We start from the raw sequence: 18,304 nt of genomic DNA, 5'->3' as shown, positions 1-18,304 counted from the left end.
TCACCCCCTCACTCCATTGTTGCCGCCAGGCAGGGCCTTCAAGGCGTCAACCACGTGTTCCAGTCTCATGCCGCGCGAAGCTTTCACCAATACGATATCCTTCTCCGTTACCCGCTCCAGCAAAGCCTCGATCAGCTGCTCTTTATCCGTAAACGGAAGCACAGCCCCTTCAGGGAAGCGATCTTTCGCTTTCTTCGCCGTGTGAAGCGACAATGGGCCGAAGGTGAACACAAGATCCGCATTGTCCGGAGATAAATAATCTCCAATCTCGGCATGGAATTCCTCTTCCCGCTGACCAAGTTCCAGCATGTCCCCGAGAACGGCAATCCGTCGGTGGTAGCCTTTCATATCTCCAAGCACGTCCACTGCCGCCTTAACCGCGGTAGGACTGGAATTGTAAGCATCATTCAGCACGGTGACCCCGAACGCAGTCTCCACAGCTTCGATCCGCATACTCGACAGCTTCAGATTGGCAAAGCCGCTGCGAATGGCTTCATCGCCGATTCCCAAATGGGCCGCTACAGCCATCGCCGCCAGCGCGTTGACTACATTATGACGACCGAGAAGCGGTAAGCTGAAGCCTTCGCCCGCATGCCGGTTCGAAGTGAATATGATGCCTCTTGCATGGAACATGAGTCCCGTCGGATAATCATCATTGGTTTCTTGATTGCCGAACGTAAACGTTCGCAGTCCCTCAGGCTTCACCGTAACTTCTTCAGCAAGCACCTGACGGATCAACGGTTCGTCCCCGTGATAGATCAGCAATCCGCCTGGCTTCATGCCGCTGATGATTTCAAGCTTGGCGCGGGCGATTTCTTCGCGCGAACCTAGCTGAAGCATATGCGCTTCCCCTACGTTAGTAATCACCGTCATATCCGGACGCGCAATGGTCGAAAGCAGTTCAATCTCGCGACGTCCGCTCATGCCCATCTCAAGCACGATCACATCGGTATCTTCCTTCATCGCGAGTACGGTTAACGGAAGACCGATATGATTGTTGTAATTGCCTTGCGTCTTGTGAACCTTAAACGTGGTTTCAAGCAGTGCGGACACCATGTCCTTCACTGTCGTTTTCCCGTTGCTGCCGGTAATGCCGATCACCTTTGCACGGCTCTCGGACAAATAGGCCGCAGCAAGCGACTGGAGTGCCGTTAACGTATCCTTAACGAGAATGAGCGGCAGGTCGTCGGGAATCGGTTGATGATCTCTCTGCCAGAGCACTGCGCCCGCTCCGCTGGCAAGCACGCTCTCGGCAAACGTATGCCCGTCAAATTTCTCGCCGACAATCGGAACAAACAGATTCCCCGGCTGTATGGTTCGGGAGTCGGTACCGACCCCTTGAATGATAATGCTGTCATCTTGGTTACGTGAGAGCGTCCCGCCGCACATGTCGGCGATGCTCTTTAATGATTTATGGATCACTATTGTCTGCCCCTTATCGCGTCTTTGGCTACGATGCGGTCGTCAAAATCTAGCACTTCGCCCGCAATCAGCTGGTAGGTCTCATGACCTTTCCCCGCAATCAATACTACATCGCCCGGGCTTGCCATTTCAATAGCCTTTTCAATCGCCTTCCGGCGATCAACGATGAGCTTGTAGCTTTCTGTTGGCACTCCGTCCTCAATCAAGCCGGCTTCGATATCCTTCAGGATCAAATCCGGGTCTTCGGTACGGGGATTATCGGAAGTCACCAATACAACATCGCTATATTTCGCGGCAATTTTACCCATGATCGGCCGTTTGGTCCGATCCCGGTCGCCGCCGCAGCCGAATACCGTGAGCACCCGTCCTTCAGCAAATTCATTAACGGTACGCAGCACATTTTCGAGTCCATCCGGCGTATGTGCATAATCCACAATCACGGCGTACGGCTGACCCTCATCCACGACCTCAACGCGGCCGTCGACTCCGGGTACGGATTCCAGGCTGTTCTTGATATCCTCGAGCGGGATTCCCTCAAGAAGCGCGGCAGCAATCGCGGCCATGGCGTTATACACGTTGAATTTCCCTACCATTCGAATTGAAATATCGGCACTGCCGCGGAATGTATCCACATGGAACGAGGTCCCTTGAGCGGTGATCGAGATGTTGCTTGCTCGTATATCCGCATCGTCTCCCAAACCATAGGTAATCACTTCCGCTGCCGTCTGCTTGGCAAAATAAGCTGAAGCCTCATCATCCGCATTCAAGACAGCATATTTGCGCGATGATTCATCCTTGGCAAAAGCGTTGCCCAGCCGGGAGAAAAATAGTCCTTTTGCCCCGCGGTATTCTTCCATCGTATGATGATAGTCCAGATGATCCTGCGTCAGGTTTGTGAATATGGCCGTCCGGAAATCCGTTCCCTTCACCCGCCCCTGTTCGAGCGCATGCGAGGATACCTCCATCACGCAGCACTCGGTGCCTGCGTTCGCCATATCGTTCAAGTAACGCTGAAGCTCCAACGCCTCGGGCGTTGTTCTCGGCATCGGGAACGAACGGCCGTCGTATTTCATTTGAATCGTGCCGATGAGTCCGGTCTTCAGACCGTAATCGTTCATGATCGACTCAATCAAATACGTTGTCGTGGTCTTGCCGTTCGTTCCGGTTACCCCGATCATCTTCATGCGGGAGCTTGGCTGATTAAAAAAGGCATTCGCCAAACCCGCCATCGCAAAGCGGCTGTCCTTCACGATGACTTGCGGAAGGTCTACCTCAAGCTTACGCTCAACGACCAATGCCGCAGCGCCTTGGTCGGCGGCCTGGGCTGCAAACTGGTGCCCATCTACCGTATGACCCGGCAGACAAATGAACAAATCCCCCGCTTTCACTTGTCTCGAGTCTGTTTCAATCCCCGTTATTTCAACATCTCCGGATCCTTTGATAACAGCAGCAGCCAATACGGATGATAATTGCTTCAATTTCATTGTTATCCCTCTCTCTATATATCTGCATCATCAGTCCTCGCTCGTGAACCAGATGATGCCTTAATGTTCGTGCTTGGATTCCTCCGGGTCTTCACCCATATAAATCCGAATGGTAGCCCCCCGCTCCACCCGGCTTCCCGGCTTCGGGGCCTGGGAAATCACCGTGTTGCCGGTCCCGGACTTGGCCAGCATGAAATTCATATTCAGATCCTCATACAGATCCTGAATGGTCGCTCCGACCAGATTCGGCACAGTCACGGTTGGCGTCTCGCCATATTTATATTCGCGGGCAAGCTGATCTTTACGGGGAGGAACCTTCATATAGTGCAGCGCATCCTCCAGGATGTTCTGTACAATTGGAGCAGCTACGACACCACCGAACTGAATGCCCTTCGGATTATCTACCGCAGTGTACACCACAATCTCAGGATCATCGGCAGGTGCGAATCCGATAAACGATACAATATGCTCGGTCGATGAGTACCGGCCGTTAATAACCTTCTGGGCCGTCCCCGTCTTCCCTCCGACGCGATAACCGTCAATGAAGGCCGGACGTCCGGTCCCTTTGGCGACAACACTCTCGAGCGCCTCGCGCACTTGCTTGGATGTTTCTTCCGAGATCACTTGTCTGACGAGCTCCGGCTTGATTTCCTCAACCGTCTCTCCCGTCTCCGGATTGACCCACGCCTTGGCCACATGCGGCTTAAACAATTTGCCGCCGTTAATGGCCGCGGACACTGCCGCAACCTGCTGGATCGGCGTAACGGATACTCCCTGCCCAAATGCCGTTGTGGCTAACTCAACCGGACCGACGTTAGCGAGTTTGAACAGGATGCCATTCTCTTCCCCATTCAAATCGATGCCCGTCTTGGCCCCAAAGCCAAAATCGCGGATATACTGGAACAGGCTTTCCTTGCCCAGCTTCTGACCTAACGCCACAAAGCCCGGGTTGCAGGAGTTCTGGACAACCTCCATGAAGGTCTGGCTGCCATGTCCGCCTTTTTTCCAGCAGCGCAGTCTTGCTCCTCCGACCTCTACCGCCCCACTGTCAAAGAAGTGATCGTTCTTCAGATTGACCTTGTCCTCTTCAAGGGCAGCGGCAAGCGTAATAATCTTAAACGTCGAGCCCGGTTCATAGGTCATCCAGATCGGCAGGTTGCGATTGTACGTCTCGGCTGAAAACTGCTGATAATTGGCAGGAGAATAACCCGGCCTGCTGGCCATCGCCAAAATCTCGCCCGTCTTGGGATTCATAGCAATCGACCAAGCCCCATTCGCCTGATACTTCACCATGGCTTGGTCAAGCTCCCGCTCCATAATGGACTGGATCGATTTATCGATCGTTAGCTCCAGATTCAGACCATCACGAGGCTCGACATACTTCTCCGAGGAGCCCGGCATGATTCTTCCGCCTGCATCGGACAGATAGGATATTCCGCCTTCAAAGCCCTTCAGCTTGTCGTCATGCATGGCTTCCAAGCCGGTAAGACCCTGACTGTAGGCCCCCGTGAACCCCAAAATATGGGCTGCGAGATCGCCATAGGGATAATACCGTTTGTTATCCTCAGCAACAACGATACCCGGCAGCTTCAAATCACGAATTTCCTGAGCCAGCTCCATCGTAATTTTTCGTCCACCGGGATTTATCCGTTCCAACCTCGAACGTTTCGTAATGATTTTCTTGATATCGGCTTTGTCCATGTTGATAAGCCCAGCCAAGGTCTCGGCCGTATGGTCCGGATCTTTGATTTGTACAGGAATCGCCCAAATGGTCGGTGTCGTTATATTCGTAACCAATGCGGTTCCGTTACGATCCAAAATTTCACCACGCTGTGCCGCAAACGGAATGTCGCGGCGCCAGAGATCCTCCGCCTTCGCCGACAGCTCCGCGCCTTTTCCAATCTGCACGTAAGCCAATCTGATGATCAGTGCCGAGAACAGCAGGAGCAGCAGCAGCAGGCTCCAGAGCAGTCTTCTCCGCTGCGATACCTTGGATACTTTCACCTAAGCTTCCCTCCCTGTTTGAACCCGAAAGCTCATGATTATGCGTTCTTCACATGAGTATTCGGGACAAACCCGGGTTAGAACAAGCTATTCCCCTCCTGCGCTGCCTGTTGTTTCAGTTTCTTCATCGGTGGATTCTTCCCCGTTAGGATCTTCGTTGCCATCGGATGATGTTTCATCAGAGCTGCTGCTTCCCGTTATTAACTCTTGCGCCGATTTCAGGGTTAACTGCACGATTCGCTGGCCATTCTCCTTGGCTTCCAATTGCGAAACAACGTAGCCCTCACCCTGAACATTAACCTTTACTTTCATCAACGTGAGTACTTCCATGGCGTCCCTAAGCGATTCACCCTCTAAATTCGGGATCTTCATCGTTGGGCTATCCTCTGTAAGAAGATAGATCCGTTGACCAGCACTAATGATCGCATTTGCAGGCGGATATTGCTCTTTCACCGTGCTTCCGTTGCCCAAGGTCTCAAACGCTACTCCATCTTTCAGCAGCTTGGCTTTTACGTCGCTCAGCTTCATCCCCGTAAAGTCTGGTGCTTTTAGGGAATCCTTCAGCGTCGTGCCTGCATTCGATTTTTCTTTATCCTGAGCCTCATTCGATTTGGGAACGCCCCAATAATTCAAGGTCTTGGAGACAATTTCTTTGAATATAGGTGCTGCCAGCTTACCGCCGCCCTGTTCCACGTTTGGTTCGTCGATAATGACCAGCACGGCAATCTTCGGATTCTCGACGGGAGCGTACCCGATGAACGAAACCACTTGTTTCGAACGGTCTTTATATCCGCCGCCGGATTTTATAGCGGTACCGGTTTTACCCGCAACCCGGTAGCCATCAATATACGCAAGCTTACCTGTACCAATGGATTGGTCGGCTACGACCTGCTCAAGGTAAGTCCCTGTTTCTCTTGCGGCCTCAGGAGATATAACCTGACGCACAACTTCCGGCTCGATTTTCTTAACCTTACCCGTGTTAGGGTCCTCGATCTGCTTCACCATATGAGGCTTCATGAGCTTGCCTCCGTTGGCCACTGCCGAAATAGCAGCAATCTGTTGGATAGGCGTTACGGATACAGCGTAACCGTAAGTCATGGTTGAAATATCGGAATCATAAGTCATATTCAAGGTACCCAAAACTTCGACTGGGAGGTCGATCCCCGTTCTCTGAGTAAACCCAAATTCCTTAATATAGTTGGTAAATCGTTCCTTGCCAAGCATTTCGAATCCCAATTTGACAAAAGCAACGTTACTCGACTTCTTGACGCCTTCCAAATAGGTGATAGGGCCCCAGCCTACGCTGTTAATGTCCCGGTGAGTTCTCCCACCCGCTCTTATGGATCCGGATTGATAAATAGCACCCGGGTTAAACAGCTTCTCCTGAACTGCACTGGCCAGCGTTACAATTTTGAAGGTCGATCCCGGCTCATAAGTGGACCGCACGGCATGATTGTTAAAATTCTTTTGATTCCATTCCGAATATGTATTGGGATCAAAAGTCGGCATGTTGGCCATCCCCAGTATTTCCATCGTGTTCGGATCCGCTGCGATTACCGTCATACTGATTGGTTTATATTGGTTATATGTGTCGCGCATCGCTTCCTCGATATAATACTGGATTGTATCGTCGGTCGTCAGCACTAAATTTTTCCCATTTATTGCAGGCTGATATAAATCGTTCTCGCTCGGCAGCTTGACCCCCTTCTTGTCACTCTTATAAGAAGCGAATCCGTCAGTTCCCTTCAGCTCGTCGTCATAATATTGCTCAATGCCTCCGACACCTTTACCCTGACGATCGGTATAACCCAAGATATGTGCAGCCAATGTCTCTTTGGGATAGAATCGTTTTGACTCTCGCTGAAAGCCGATACCCGAATCGGGAACCTTACCGGCAGCCTTTAATTTTTGATTCAAGCTTTCACTAAACTCTTTAACCTCTTCCATCTTCTCCTGGTCAATCTTCCATCCTTCACTGCGGACTTCACGGCCTTTGAGGTATTCCCCTTTATCGTCTTTAGCTTTAACCAGCTCACGAAGTTCGCCCTCATCCTTGTCGAGAATCTCATGCAGCCCTTTAACGACCTCATTCTCCATGCCGTTAGCCTGAATGACCGCAGGGTTCACAATGACCGTAAAAGCAGGCGCATCCATGGCAAGAATATCGCCGTCCCGATCCATAATCGTCCCTCGCGTGGCCGGAAGATCCTGTTTACGCGACCATTTCGATAAAGCTTGTTCCTTCCAGAAGTCGTTATCGATTACCTGCAGCCAAAAGACCCGACCAATCAATAAAGCAAAAAAGAGGGTTATACATCCCCCTATTAGCACGGTACGCAGTTTGATTTTTTTTATCATCGGTCAAAACCTCACACTTCAATCATTTTGTCCCGAGTCCGAATTCTGTGTCCCGGATGAACCCGAGACGGGTGATAGATGGATCGTATTTTTATCCTCAATAGGCACATAACCCAACTCTTTTGCCTTGTCCAATATTTGCGTCTCCAGTGTTTGCTTTTCAACCTGAAGCTGATCAATATCTCGTTTCGCTTTGAGTATATTATTGTCGGTATCATGAATTTGCCGGTTTAAGTCATAGGAATGAACATGACTCATGCCAATGACGCCCATGACGGCAACCACAAACACCACGGACAACATATATAGCAGCTTTTCTTTTTGCGGAAGCTGGGAACGACGTTTGACGACTTTTGTCTTCTCGAGATAAGCGGACTGCTGCGTTTCCTTCTGTCTCTCCTGTACGGCTAAATTGCCGCGTGTATAGGCCATGGCTGATTCTCCTTCTTCAGGGATTTTATGTTTCTACAGTTTCTCCGCAATCCGCAGCTTCGCCGATCGTGCCCTTGGATTACTCTCAATCTCTTCCGCAGAGGGCATAAGCGGTTTGCGGTTCACCAGTTTCAGATCACCTTGGCCGCCTCCGCACACACACATCGGAAAGTCTGGAGGGCACGTACACTTGGGAATGTAGCTGTTAAAAATCTGTTTGCATATCCGGTCTTCGAGCGAGTGAAAAGTGATTACTGAAACTCTTCCTCCTGGTGCAAGACATCTCACGGCTTGGTGAAGCGCATCTTTGAATGCGCCAAGCTCATCATTTACCGCAATCCGAAACGCTTGAAAGCTTCGTTTCGCTGGATGGCCGCCCGTTCTCCGAGCTGCGGCCGGAATCCCTTCCTTAATCATTTCGACAAGCTCACCCGTTGTTTGAATAGGACTCTGTGCCCTTCTTTCAACAATGACCTTGGCAATTCGTCTTGAAAATTTCTCTTCGCCGTATTCATACAATATTCGTGCGATTTCCTGTTCTGGCCATTCGTTTACAATCTTGGCTGCGGTAAGCTCAGCGGACTGATCCATCCGCATATCAAGCGGGGCATCATGGTTGTAACTAAAGCCTCTCTCCCCTTCATCGAACTGCGGAGAGGATACGCCCAAATCGAACAGTATACCGTCAACTTGCGGCTGCCCGTTCTCGTCAACCTCCACTTCGTTTCGGAGCACCTCCTCCAAATCACGAAAATTGGTTTTGACAAGAGTGATCCGGTCCACATAAGGCTTCATGACTTCCCGGGCATTATTCAATGCCCAGTCGTCCTGATCCAGTGAGATTAACCGGCCCTTCGAACTTAGTTGGGAAGCAATAAGCGAGCTGTGCCCTGCTCCCCCGAGCGTACAGTCAACATATATACCGTCTGGTTTGATGCGCAGCCCTTCTGTTGCTTCTTGCTTAAGCACTGTGATGTGATGGAACAAAGCTGCAGCCCTCCATTGTGTCTCATTCATGATTTTTAAGTGTAACTTGTCCATTTCAATACGATGTTCCTAGCTGGTTATAAATCAAAATCAAAGTCTACCAGCTTCTCAGCAATGTCGTTGAATGCTTCCTCCGACTGCTGATAGTAATTCTGCCACTGCTCCTTGCTCCAGATCTCCACTCGGCTCGATACGCCGATGACAACGCATTCCTTCTCGAGCTTGGCGAACTCGCGCAAATTGCCCGGCAAATTTACCCTTCCCTGTTTATCCCATTCACATTCCGTCGCCCCGGAGAAAAAAAACCGGGTGAATGCGCGTGCATCCGACTTCATGAGTGGCAGGGATTTGAGCTTCTGCTCCATGATGGCCCATTCATCTTTGGGGTATACAAAGAGGCAATTGTCCAATCCGCGGGTTACGATAAACGAGGTGCCCAGGAGGTCACGAAATTTAGCAGGGATGATTATTCTCCCCTTATCGTCGATGCTATGTTGAAACTCCCCCATGAACATCAGGCACTCCACCCCTTAACCCCGATTCCCCACTTTGCACCACTTTCCACCACTTTAGGATAATAGATTCGGCGTCAAGAATCAAATACCTTCTAACGAGCATTTGTTTTTTTGGAATTTTCTCTCAGGACATTCGCACAAAAAACCTCCTTTCATCCCACTCGGGGATGGAAAGGAGGTCTGCAAATGATCTAAAGCTGCTGCTGTTTAGTGCTGAGCCCAGCTGTCCAAGTAAGACTTTTGCTCAGCGCTCAGACTGTCGATTGTAATACCTAGACTTTCCAGTTTATATAAGGCAACCTGTTCATCCAATTCGTAAGGAACATTTACTACGTGGTTACCGATGTTCTTGTACTGATCATTCACGTGTTTGAGAGACAAAGCTTGAAGCGCAAACGTCATATCCATAATTTCTGCCGGATGTCCGTCACCTGCGGCCAGATTCACCAAACGGCCTTCGGCAAGCAAATAAATCTTACGACCATCTTTCAGATGATATTCTTCAATATTCCGCCGAACCGTTCGAACCGATTGAGACCGTTCTGACAAATCCGGTTTATTGACTTCCACATCGAAGTGACCGGCATTGGATAAAATGGCACCGTCCTTCATGACATCAAAGTCTTCCCCGCTAATGACATCGCGGTTACCCGTGACGGTGACAAAGAAGTCTCCCAATTTGGCTGCTTCGTGCATTGGCATGACGCGGAAGCCGTCCATATAAGCTTCAACGGCCTTAATTGCATCAATCTCGGTCACAATGACGTTGGCACCAAGACCTTTGGCACGCATGGCGACGCCCTTCCCGCACCAGCCATACCCTACGACAACGACGGTCTTGCCTGCAACCACCAGGTTGGTCGTCCGGTTAATTCCGTCCCAGACCGATTGTCCAGTACCATAACGGTTATCGAATAAGTATTTGCAGTATGCATCATTCACGGCAACCATCGGGAAATTCAGAGAGCCTTCCTTCTCCAAAGATTTCAGGCGCAGGATGCCTGTCGTTGTCTCTTCCGCACCGCCTCGAATTCCTTCAAGCAGATCCGTACGTTCCGAGTGAAGGATCGTTACGAGATCCCCGCCATCGTCAATGATCAGATCGGGTCTGGTCTCGAGTGTTGAAATGAGGTGCTGCTTGTATTCTGCAGGATCCGGGTTATACTTGGCAAACACCGTGATCCCGTCTTCTACCAATGCGGCACACACATCATCTTGAGTAGACAACGGATTACTGCCCGTAATTGTCACTTCAGCTCCGCCAGCCTGAACGACTTTCGCCAGATAAGCGGTCTTGGCTTCCAGATGCAAGGAGATGGCGACTTTCAACCCTTTGAATGGCTGTTCTTTCTCGAATTGTTCACGCACCCGGTTCAATACCGGCATATGCGCCTTCACCCAATCAATTTTCAAATGACCTTCCGGTGCCAGTTTCAAGTCGGTAATATTGCTGGTTTGTATTGATGATGAGCTCATTTAACGGCCTCCTATGATCTGATGATTGAATTCCTGATCATTATACGTAAACGACCCTGTGAATGCCCGAAGCAACGTATGGGATTTCCATCAGGCGATCCACCAGATTCAATCCATAACGATTCATGTATTCCAGGATATTATACACCCTCTCCTGAGGTTTCCCTTCCGGCATCAGTGTCTGTTCAATGCGTTTCCACTGTGCCAGTGCGGCCTCATGCTGCTGTTCCAAGGCATTCCGGGATTTACTTAACAGGTAATCCATCTGCTCCAATATTTTTTCTTTATTGGTTAGACCTAATTTTAACAGTCCACTTTGCATTTTGCCAAGATCTTCTATTAAAGGCTGATATAATGCTTCAAATTGTTCCCGGGTTTGACTGAATCGTTCCTCAAGATTCAACTCATCCTTGCTGGCAAGCCAAGCCTCACGCTTCTCAGACAAACGGAGGTGAACATCCTCGAAGGACAATCCATATTTCTCCATAAGCTTATGGACGGTTCCATCAACGATGGAGAATGACATTCTCGGGATGATCAGTGGCATCTGCAAACCTAAGTCGGAAAATGCATAGCGCGTAATCGCCCAATAAGAAATCTCGCCTGGACCGAGTATCGTTCCGAGCACGGGCAGCAGCGAATCCTGCATAATTGGACGGGTCAGCACATTGTTGCTGAAGCGTTCAGGATGCTGATGCAAATCCCGAAGCAGTTCTTCCTCCGTGAGCGTAATGATGCCTTTCCGGTCTGAGAATACACGTCCTTCTCGGTAAAGCAGCAAGCGTCTGCCTTCATGCAAGTAGAACAAGTTGGCCCCATTCTCGGATACATCAGCCTGCACTTCATAACCCAAACCTGCGATATCCCTTGCTGCCTGCTGGTACGAAAGTCCCATTGTTTCGTTGCGGGTAATCAAAGATTCGAATACGGGCACTTCCAACGCCCGCAGTCCCGGATCGGCAGAATCCAGGAGTATTAGCCCATATTTGCCGAACATACAGCTGATGAGTTTAGCAAATGCCTCGCTGAGTCCAGCCGAACCGTCAAACGATTCCCTAGCCATCTTCAGCAGATCCGCCTTATATTCGCTGTCTGCCAGTTGAATCTGGAGCTCTGCCAGCATTGCATTCCAATCTTCCTCAGCAACGTCAGTATAACTAACCGACGTCCTGAGTCCGTCCTTGGCATCAAGCTTGATCTTGGAAAGCTGCTGATCCTGACTCAGGAAGTACGTATGATTCACTTCATCCCAATCATGATCCTCCCCGGCGATCCAAAATACAGGCACGACAGGACGATTCAAGCGCTCTTCCGCTTCGCGGGCCGCTTGAATGACGGTAATTGCTTTATATATGACAAGCAGAGGTCCGGTGAACAAACCGCTTTGTTGTCCACCAACCATGGTAACCGTTCCTGGCTGCTCCAGAAGTTGGAGTGATTTATGTACAGCGGGATGATCATTGTGTTTCTGATTATACGTCCGAAGACAATCTGCCAGCGCTTTACGCTGAATTCGTTTGTCTTCCGAAAGATCCAGCCATTGTACCCGCTCTGCATAGCTGTGCTCGCCGCGGTAATCTTCACCGTAGAACCCGCTTACCCGGTCGAAGTGATGAATATAATCCTGAGCGAGACGCGAAGCGAGGGATAATGGTTCCGGAACGATATTCATGAGGTATTCCTCCTATTCTACGTCGCAACCAAATCTAGATTGTGCATGAAATTTAATTTATTCTATAACATTTTGCCTTTCTTGATTGTACCGAATGTTGGCATTCTGCGTCAAAGGAAAAGAATAGCCGCCGGCACGATGCCAGCGGCTATTCTTGAAGCAGCTTTCTCATATTCAGGTCCGCTTGTTCAAGCGTAGGCTTTTGCAACCCAGTGTCCTTTGGACACTTCGACCAATTCCGAATCCTTCACATCCAGTTGAACCGTTCCGTCTTCGCCTTTGGCAGCTGAAATCGGCCCCTGCATATCGTCTTCCAGCTTGAGACGCTTTTTGTTTGCCTCAATTTCTGGATCCGGAATCGGAATTGCGGACAACAAGGTCTTGGTATAAGGATGGATCGGATTTGCATACAGCTCTTCACTGTCTGCTAGCTCCACCATTTTACCCAAATACATAACCGCTACCCGGTCACTGATATGCTTAACCATGGACAGGTCATGCGCAATGAAGAGATAGGTCAAGCCCAAACGGTCCTGCAAATCTTTGAGCAGGTTGACAACCTGCGCCTGAATCGAAACGTCAAGCGCCGAGATCGGCTCGTCGCATATGATGAATTTAGGGTTTACCGCAAGAGCACGAGCAATCCCGATCCGTTGGCGTTGACCGCCGGAGAATTCATGAGGGTAACGCGTCGAGTGGTCACTATTCAAGCCGACCATATCCAGGAGCTCCTCAATCCGCTTCTTGCGTTCGGCGCGGCTGCCGGCCATACCGTGAATATCCAAAGCTTCTCCGATAATATCCGACACCGTGAATCTTGGATTCAGCGAGGCATACGGATCCTGGAAGATCATCTGCATATCGCGGCGCATCGCCTTCATCTTGCCCGGAGACAGCTTGTAAATATCCGTTCCGTTAAAATTAACGCTGCCGGCCGTAGGTTCATAGAGACGAAGAATCGTCCGTCCTGCTGTTGATTTACCACAACCCGACTCTCCCACCATGCCAAGCGTTTCGCCTTCACGGATATAGAAGTTCAGGTCGTCAACCGCTTTAAGAATCTGGCCTTTGCCCACGTTAAAATACTTCTTCAAGCCTTTTACCTCAATCAATTGGTTATCCTTCATGAACCCTGCGCCTCCTTCGCCATCGGATGCAGATTCCAGCAGCGGGCCATATGCGTGTCGCTAAATTCCGTTGCGCCCGGATCCACCCGTTCACAAATTCGCATAGCTTCATCACAGCGAGCGGCGAACGGACAGCCTACAGGAGGTTTGATCAGATCCGGTGGTGTTCCGATAATCGGAATAAGCGGTTCGTCTTTCTTCTGATCCAGACGAGGCATGGAGCGAAGCAAACCTTTGGTGTAAGGATGCTGCGGATTTTTGAAAATCTCCCATTTCGTTCCTGTTTCCACCACTTCACCTGCATACATTACGATGACACGGTCACACATGCCGGCAACAACGCCGAGGTCATGCGTGATCAGAATGATCGATGTGCCCAAGCGTTCCTGCATTTCCTTCATAACGTCCATAATCTGTGCCTGAATGGTCACGTCGAGTGCCGTCGTCGGTTCGTCCGCAATCAGCAGCGTCGGCTTACATGCAAGCGCAATGGCGATCATCGCACGCTGCCGCATACCGCCGGAGAACTCATGCGGATACTGATTGAAGCGCTCCTCCGCATTTTTGATACCCACCAGCTTCAGCATTTCTATGGCGTGTTTTTTGGCTTCGGAGAAAGACATCCCCTGGTGCTTGATCAGCACCTCCGTAATTTGCTTACCTATTCGAATGGTCGGGTTTAGCGACGTCATCGGATCCTGGAAGATCATCCCGATATCCTTGCCGCGAATCGCTTCCATCTGTTTATTTGTTTTTTTGAGAAGGTCTTGTCCTTGGAAAATGACCTCACCCTTTTTTATTTCTGAGGGCGGGGACGGAATCAATCGCATAATGGTCTGGGCGGTAACACTTTTACCGCTTCCGGACTCACCGACGATGGCAACCGTCTCCCCCTTGCCGACTTCAAAATTCATGCCGCGGACTGCTTTCACTTCACCGCCGCGAACACGAAACGATACGTTGAGGTCCTTTACCTGCAAGATCGGTTCCATACCTTCCCACCTCCTATTTTTTCAATTTCGGATCCAGCGCATCACGCAATCCATCACCGAAAATGTTAAATGCTAACATCGTCAAGCTGATAAATAGAGCAGGGAACAACATCCGCCATGGATAGTACATCCATCCGGACAGAGCATCATTAATCATGGAGCCCCATGAAGCAATTGGTGCTTGAACTCCAAGACCAAGGAAGCTCAGGAAAGCCTCGGAAAAGATCGCACTTGGAACCGACAGGGTCAAGGTAACGATAATCGGACCCATCGCATTCGGAATCAAATGCCGGAACAACAGGCGCCCGGTTCCCGCACCCATCGAACGTGAAGCGAGGACATATTCTCTGCTCTTAAGCTGCATAATCTCGCCCCGCACAATCCAGGACATGTTAATCCAACCGGTGATGGTTAAGGCGAGTATGATCGTTCCTAAACTTGGTTCAAATACAACCAACAGCAAAATCGTAACGAGCAGGTACGGAATGGAATACAAAATTTCGGCAAACTTATTCATGAACTCATCGATACGGCCACCGAAATAACCCATGATGCCGCCATATATTACACCAATCATCAAGTCAATCGCAGCTGCTGCAAGACCAACGGTCAAGGAAATCCGAGCACCCATCCAAGTACGAACAAAAACGTCGCGGCCCAGATCGTCGGTTCCAAACCAATGTTCTGATGAAGGCGGCATATTCGTATTCATCAAATCATTCGTTTCATAATCATAGTTAGAGATCATCGGGCCGATAATGGCCATGATGACAATCAGGATCATAATAATCAAGCCGGACATAGCAAGCTTGTTCTTGCGCAATCTTTCCCAGGAATCTCTCCAGGAGGACAAACTTTCACGCTGTATTACCTCGGATTGTTTCTCATCAGGACCAATCTTCTGAAAATCTTCAGGCTTCAAGTTTAGTGCCGCAGGATGAGGCATACTTTGTTCTTTCTCCATGTCTACCTCTCCTTCCCGCCGGTCAATTTAATGCGTGGATCCACAAATACATATACGATATCTGTAATGAAACGCGCCAGCATCAGCAAGATGCCGTAGAATATGGTAATCCCCATAATGACTGTATAATCGCGGTTTGTGATACTTTCCACAAACTGCTTGCCAATGCCGCCAATACCGAAGATCTGTTCAATAACGACCGAACCGGTAATGATGTTCGCTGTCATTGGGCCGACATAAGTTACGACTGGCAATATCCCGTTTCGGATCACGTGGCGGAACATAATAGCGAACCAGTTAAGACCCTTGGCCTTCGCCGTCTTGATATAATCCGAATGCAGTACTTCCAGCATGCTGGATCGCGTTAATCGCGCGATAAATGCAATCGGCTGAGCAGATAGAGCCATAACAGGAAGCACGTAGTCGAGCGGTCCTTCAAAGCCCATAACATTGAAAATGCCCGCTTTCTCTGCGAGAACGAATTGCAACAATGACGCGAGTACAAAACTCGGTACCGCGATCCCGAGAACCGAGATAATCATGGCGATGTTGTCAATCAGCTTGCGGTGATACAGAGCTGCAAGCATCCCCAGCAGGACACCCACAATAACAGATACTACGATCGCGACAAGACCCAATCGAAGTGAAGGGCCAAATGTATCAACAATAATATCAGTGACGGATTGCCCCTGTTTTTTCATAGACAAACCAAAGTCACCCTGAACGATATTGCCCAAGTATTTCGTATATTGTTGAAATACCGGTTTATCTAAATCATACTGCTCCATCAGCCTCGCCAAAATTTCAGGCGATGGCTTTTTCTCTCCCATAAACGGATCGCCCGGTATGGCTTTCATAAGAAAAAAAGTGGCTGAGATCAGTATGAACAACGATACAAGCATATAAAAAAACTTACTCGCCACATACCTCAGCATTTCGCTAGCCTCCTGATCAGTTGTTCTAAACCAAGCCGTCTATATAATTGTATTATTCTAGAACGGACCTGGCATCCCTTAACTTTCACCAACGGACACAAGATTTGGAAACCTTGTGCTCATACAAAAAAATCGGGATATATATGAGGTTTGAAGTGCCCCACATATATATCCCGAACCGTAGTCTTTTATAAATGGTTTACAAAAGACTACTCGATATATGCACGTGTGAAATCGATATCACCCTTATAATCCAGATGAAGATTCTTCACCCATGGTTTAACCAGGGACACACTGGAGTAGTAGTAGATCGGCATAACAACTTGGTTGTCTTCAACGAGAATTTTCTCAGCTTTGGACATCAGCTCCATGCGTTTAGCGTTATCGCTAGTTGCATAAGCATCCTTCACAAGCTGGTCATATTCTTCGCTCTTGAAGCCAGTGTCATTGTTGCCGCCGTTGGATGTCCACATATCGATATAAGTCATCGGGTCGTTATAGTCTGCTCCCCAACCGGATCGTGCCACTTGATAGTTCAAAGCATCACGGTTCTTCAGGAATACGCCCCACTCTTGGTTTTGTACCTTCACACTAACGCCGAGATTGTTCTTCCACATATCTGCAATAGCAAGCGCAATTTTCTTATGGTTGTCATCGGAGTTATGGATTAAAGTAACTTCCGGTAATGTGGTATAGCCTTTTTCCTTCATACCTTGCTCGAGCAGTTTCTTAGCTTCTTCAAGATTTTCATCGAAGTAAGTATCCGGTACCTCTTTACGGTACTCGTCGGACTCACCCTTGATACCAGGAGGAACAAAACCATGTGCAGGAAGTTGTCCACCTTGCGTGATTTTCTCTACGATCGCCTGACGATCAATCGCCATTGCGAAAGCTTTACGGATGTTCACATTGTCAAATGGTTCTTCTGTTGTGTTAAAGATATAGAAATACGTCGATGAAATACCTTTAATCATCAGTTCATCGCCCAATTCCTTCTTGATCGCATTCAGCTGATCCGTCGGAATATTCCCTGTTGGATGTCCTGCATAGTCCAATTCATCGTTACGATAGCTTGAAAGTTCAGTTGCAGAGCTGTTCACGATACTCATTTGAACTTTTTCAAGTTTGATTGCATCCTTGTCCCAATATTGGTCGTTCTTCACAAGCTCGATCTTTTGACCTTTGGTCATTTGTGAAACTTTGAACGGACCATTACCAATCAATGTTTCCGGTTTAGTTGCCCAAGAAGCATTACCTTCAACGGAGTTGTGAATCGGGAAGTAGGTTTGGAATGACATCAAGCTGAGGAAGTATGGCGTTGGGTTTGCCAGCGTTACTTCGAGCGTATAATCATCGGTTGCTTTTACGCCGACTTCATTGGCGTCTTTGATCTTTCCAAGATTGTAAGCTTCAGCGTTCTTAATGTAATAGAGCTGATACGCATATGGTGATGCTGGAGTAAAGTTCGGATCAAGTACGCGTTTCCATGCATACTCAAAATCTTTTGCCGTTACTGCATCGCCGTTACTCCATTTGGCATCTTTGCGAAGGGTGAAGACATATTTCAATCCATCTTCAGAAACATCCCATTTTTCGGCTACGCCAGGCTCTTCTGAGCCGTCTGCACCCTTCCGAACCAAACCTTCAAACACAGCACTGATTACTGTATTCGACGTGTTATCCTGAGCCAAGCCCGGATCCAATGTAGGAGGGTCGGAAGCAAGGTTCATACGGAAGACTTGCTCTTTAGGCTTGTCCGCCGTTCCGCCTTTATTGGCGCCATCGTTCTTGTCAGCTCCACATGCTGCTAAAACTGAGCTGAAAGCAAGAATTAACGTCATGAGAAGCATTAATTTCTTTTGTTTCTTCATCTTGCGGTATCCCCCTCATAGATTTTAGGTATATGCTTATCGATTATACAACCAGTGGTCAAAAA

At 49.1% G+C, this 18,304-nt stretch carries 14 protein-coding genes; all 14 read right to left on the bottom strand.

What is annotated here, in order from left to right:
- The 14 genes from murF to MHH48_RS09750 all read right to left on the bottom strand — a co-directional run bounded on the left by murF (position 1) and on the right by MHH48_RS09750 (position 18,239).
- Positions 1-1,422 carry a UDP-N-acetylmuramoyl-tripeptide--D-alanyl-D-alanine ligase gene (gene murF, locus MHH48_RS09815; protein ID WP_076320634.1) on the bottom strand — a complete coding sequence of 474 codons (1,422 nt, stop codon included), beginning with the start codon at positions 1,420-1,422 and terminating at the stop codon, positions 1-3.
- Positions 1,422-2,906 carry a UDP-N-acetylmuramoyl-L-alanyl-D-glutamate--2,6-diaminopimelate ligase gene (locus MHH48_RS09810; protein ID WP_076320633.1) on the bottom strand — a complete coding sequence of 495 codons (1,485 nt, stop codon included), beginning with the start codon at positions 2,904-2,906 and terminating at the stop codon, positions 1,422-1,424. The genes murF and MHH48_RS09810 overlap by 1 nt, the downstream gene beginning before the upstream one ends.
- A gap of 60 nt (positions 2,907-2,966) precedes the next feature.
- Entirely contained in the window at positions 2,967-4,910 is a 1,944-nt protein-coding gene (locus MHH48_RS09805) for a stage V sporulation protein D (RefSeq protein ID WP_076320632.1), read from the bottom strand.
- Positions 4,911-4,997: 87 nt separating this feature from the next.
- Positions 4,998-7,268, bottom strand: a complete 2,271-nt coding sequence (locus MHH48_RS09800) for a penicillin-binding transpeptidase domain-containing protein (RefSeq protein WP_076320631.1) — start codon at positions 7,266-7,268, stop codon at positions 4,998-5,000.
- Positions 7,269-7,286: 18 nt separating this feature from the next.
- Positions 7,287-7,700, bottom strand: coding sequence for a cell division protein FtsL (locus MHH48_RS09795; RefSeq protein WP_076320630.1), 414 nt, complete (start codon positions 7,698-7,700; stop codon positions 7,287-7,289).
- A 33-nt stretch (positions 7,701-7,733) separates the two neighbouring features.
- The gene (rsmH, locus tag MHH48_RS09790) at positions 7,734-8,687 is read right to left on the bottom strand and encodes a 16S rRNA (cytosine(1402)-N(4))-methyltransferase RsmH (protein WP_076320629.1); all 954 of its coding nucleotides are present in this window, start codon (positions 8,685-8,687) and stop codon (positions 7,734-7,736) included.
- A gap of 77 nt (positions 8,688-8,764) precedes the next feature.
- Positions 8,765-9,202 (bottom strand): division/cell wall cluster transcriptional repressor MraZ, encoded by a 438-nt coding sequence (gene mraZ, locus MHH48_RS09785; RefSeq protein WP_009590832.1) that lies wholly within the window; start codon positions 9,200-9,202, stop codon positions 8,765-8,767.
- Between the two features lie 207 nt (positions 9,203-9,409).
- Positions 9,410-10,678, bottom strand: coding sequence for an adenosylhomocysteinase (locus tag MHH48_RS09780; RefSeq protein ID WP_076320628.1), 1,269 nt, complete (start codon positions 10,676-10,678; stop codon positions 9,410-9,412).
- A 40-nt stretch (positions 10,679-10,718) separates the two neighbouring features.
- Positions 10,719-12,350 carry a bacillithiol biosynthesis cysteine-adding enzyme BshC gene (gene bshC, locus MHH48_RS09775; protein WP_076320627.1) on the bottom strand — a complete coding sequence of 544 codons (1,632 nt, stop codon included), beginning with the start codon at positions 12,348-12,350 and terminating at the stop codon, positions 10,719-10,721.
- Positions 12,351-12,538: 188 nt separating this feature from the next.
- Positions 12,539-13,477, bottom strand: a complete 939-nt coding sequence (locus MHH48_RS09770) for an ATP-binding cassette domain-containing protein (RefSeq protein ID WP_076320626.1) — start codon at positions 13,475-13,477, stop codon at positions 12,539-12,541.
- Positions 13,474-14,469, bottom strand: coding sequence for an ABC transporter ATP-binding protein (locus tag MHH48_RS09765; protein WP_076320625.1), 996 nt, complete (start codon positions 14,467-14,469; stop codon positions 13,474-13,476). Before MHH48_RS09765 ends, MHH48_RS09770 begins: the two co-directional genes overlap by 4 nt.
- A gap of 13 nt (positions 14,470-14,482) precedes the next feature.
- Positions 14,483-15,433, bottom strand: coding sequence for an ABC transporter permease (locus MHH48_RS09760; protein WP_076320624.1), 951 nt, complete (start codon positions 15,431-15,433; stop codon positions 14,483-14,485).
- A 2-nt stretch (positions 15,434-15,435) separates the two neighbouring features.
- Positions 15,436-16,368, bottom strand: a complete 933-nt coding sequence (locus MHH48_RS09755; protein ID WP_076320623.1) for an ABC transporter permease — start codon at positions 16,366-16,368, stop codon at positions 15,436-15,438.
- 209 nt (positions 16,369-16,577) lie between these two features.
- The gene (locus tag MHH48_RS09750) at positions 16,578-18,239 is read right to left on the bottom strand and encodes a peptide ABC transporter substrate-binding protein (protein ID WP_076320622.1); all 1,662 of its coding nucleotides are present in this window, start codon (positions 18,237-18,239) and stop codon (positions 16,578-16,580) included.
- Between the last annotated feature and the right edge of the window lie 65 nt (positions 18,240-18,304).

Source organism: Paenibacillus sp. FSL F4-0100, assembly GCF_037993005.1.
Lineage (GTDB): Bacteria > Bacillota > Bacilli > Paenibacillales > Paenibacillaceae > Paenibacillus_AQ.
Note: the sequence above shows the minus strand (reverse complement) of the source record. Positions and strands in the feature narration are given on the sequence as shown.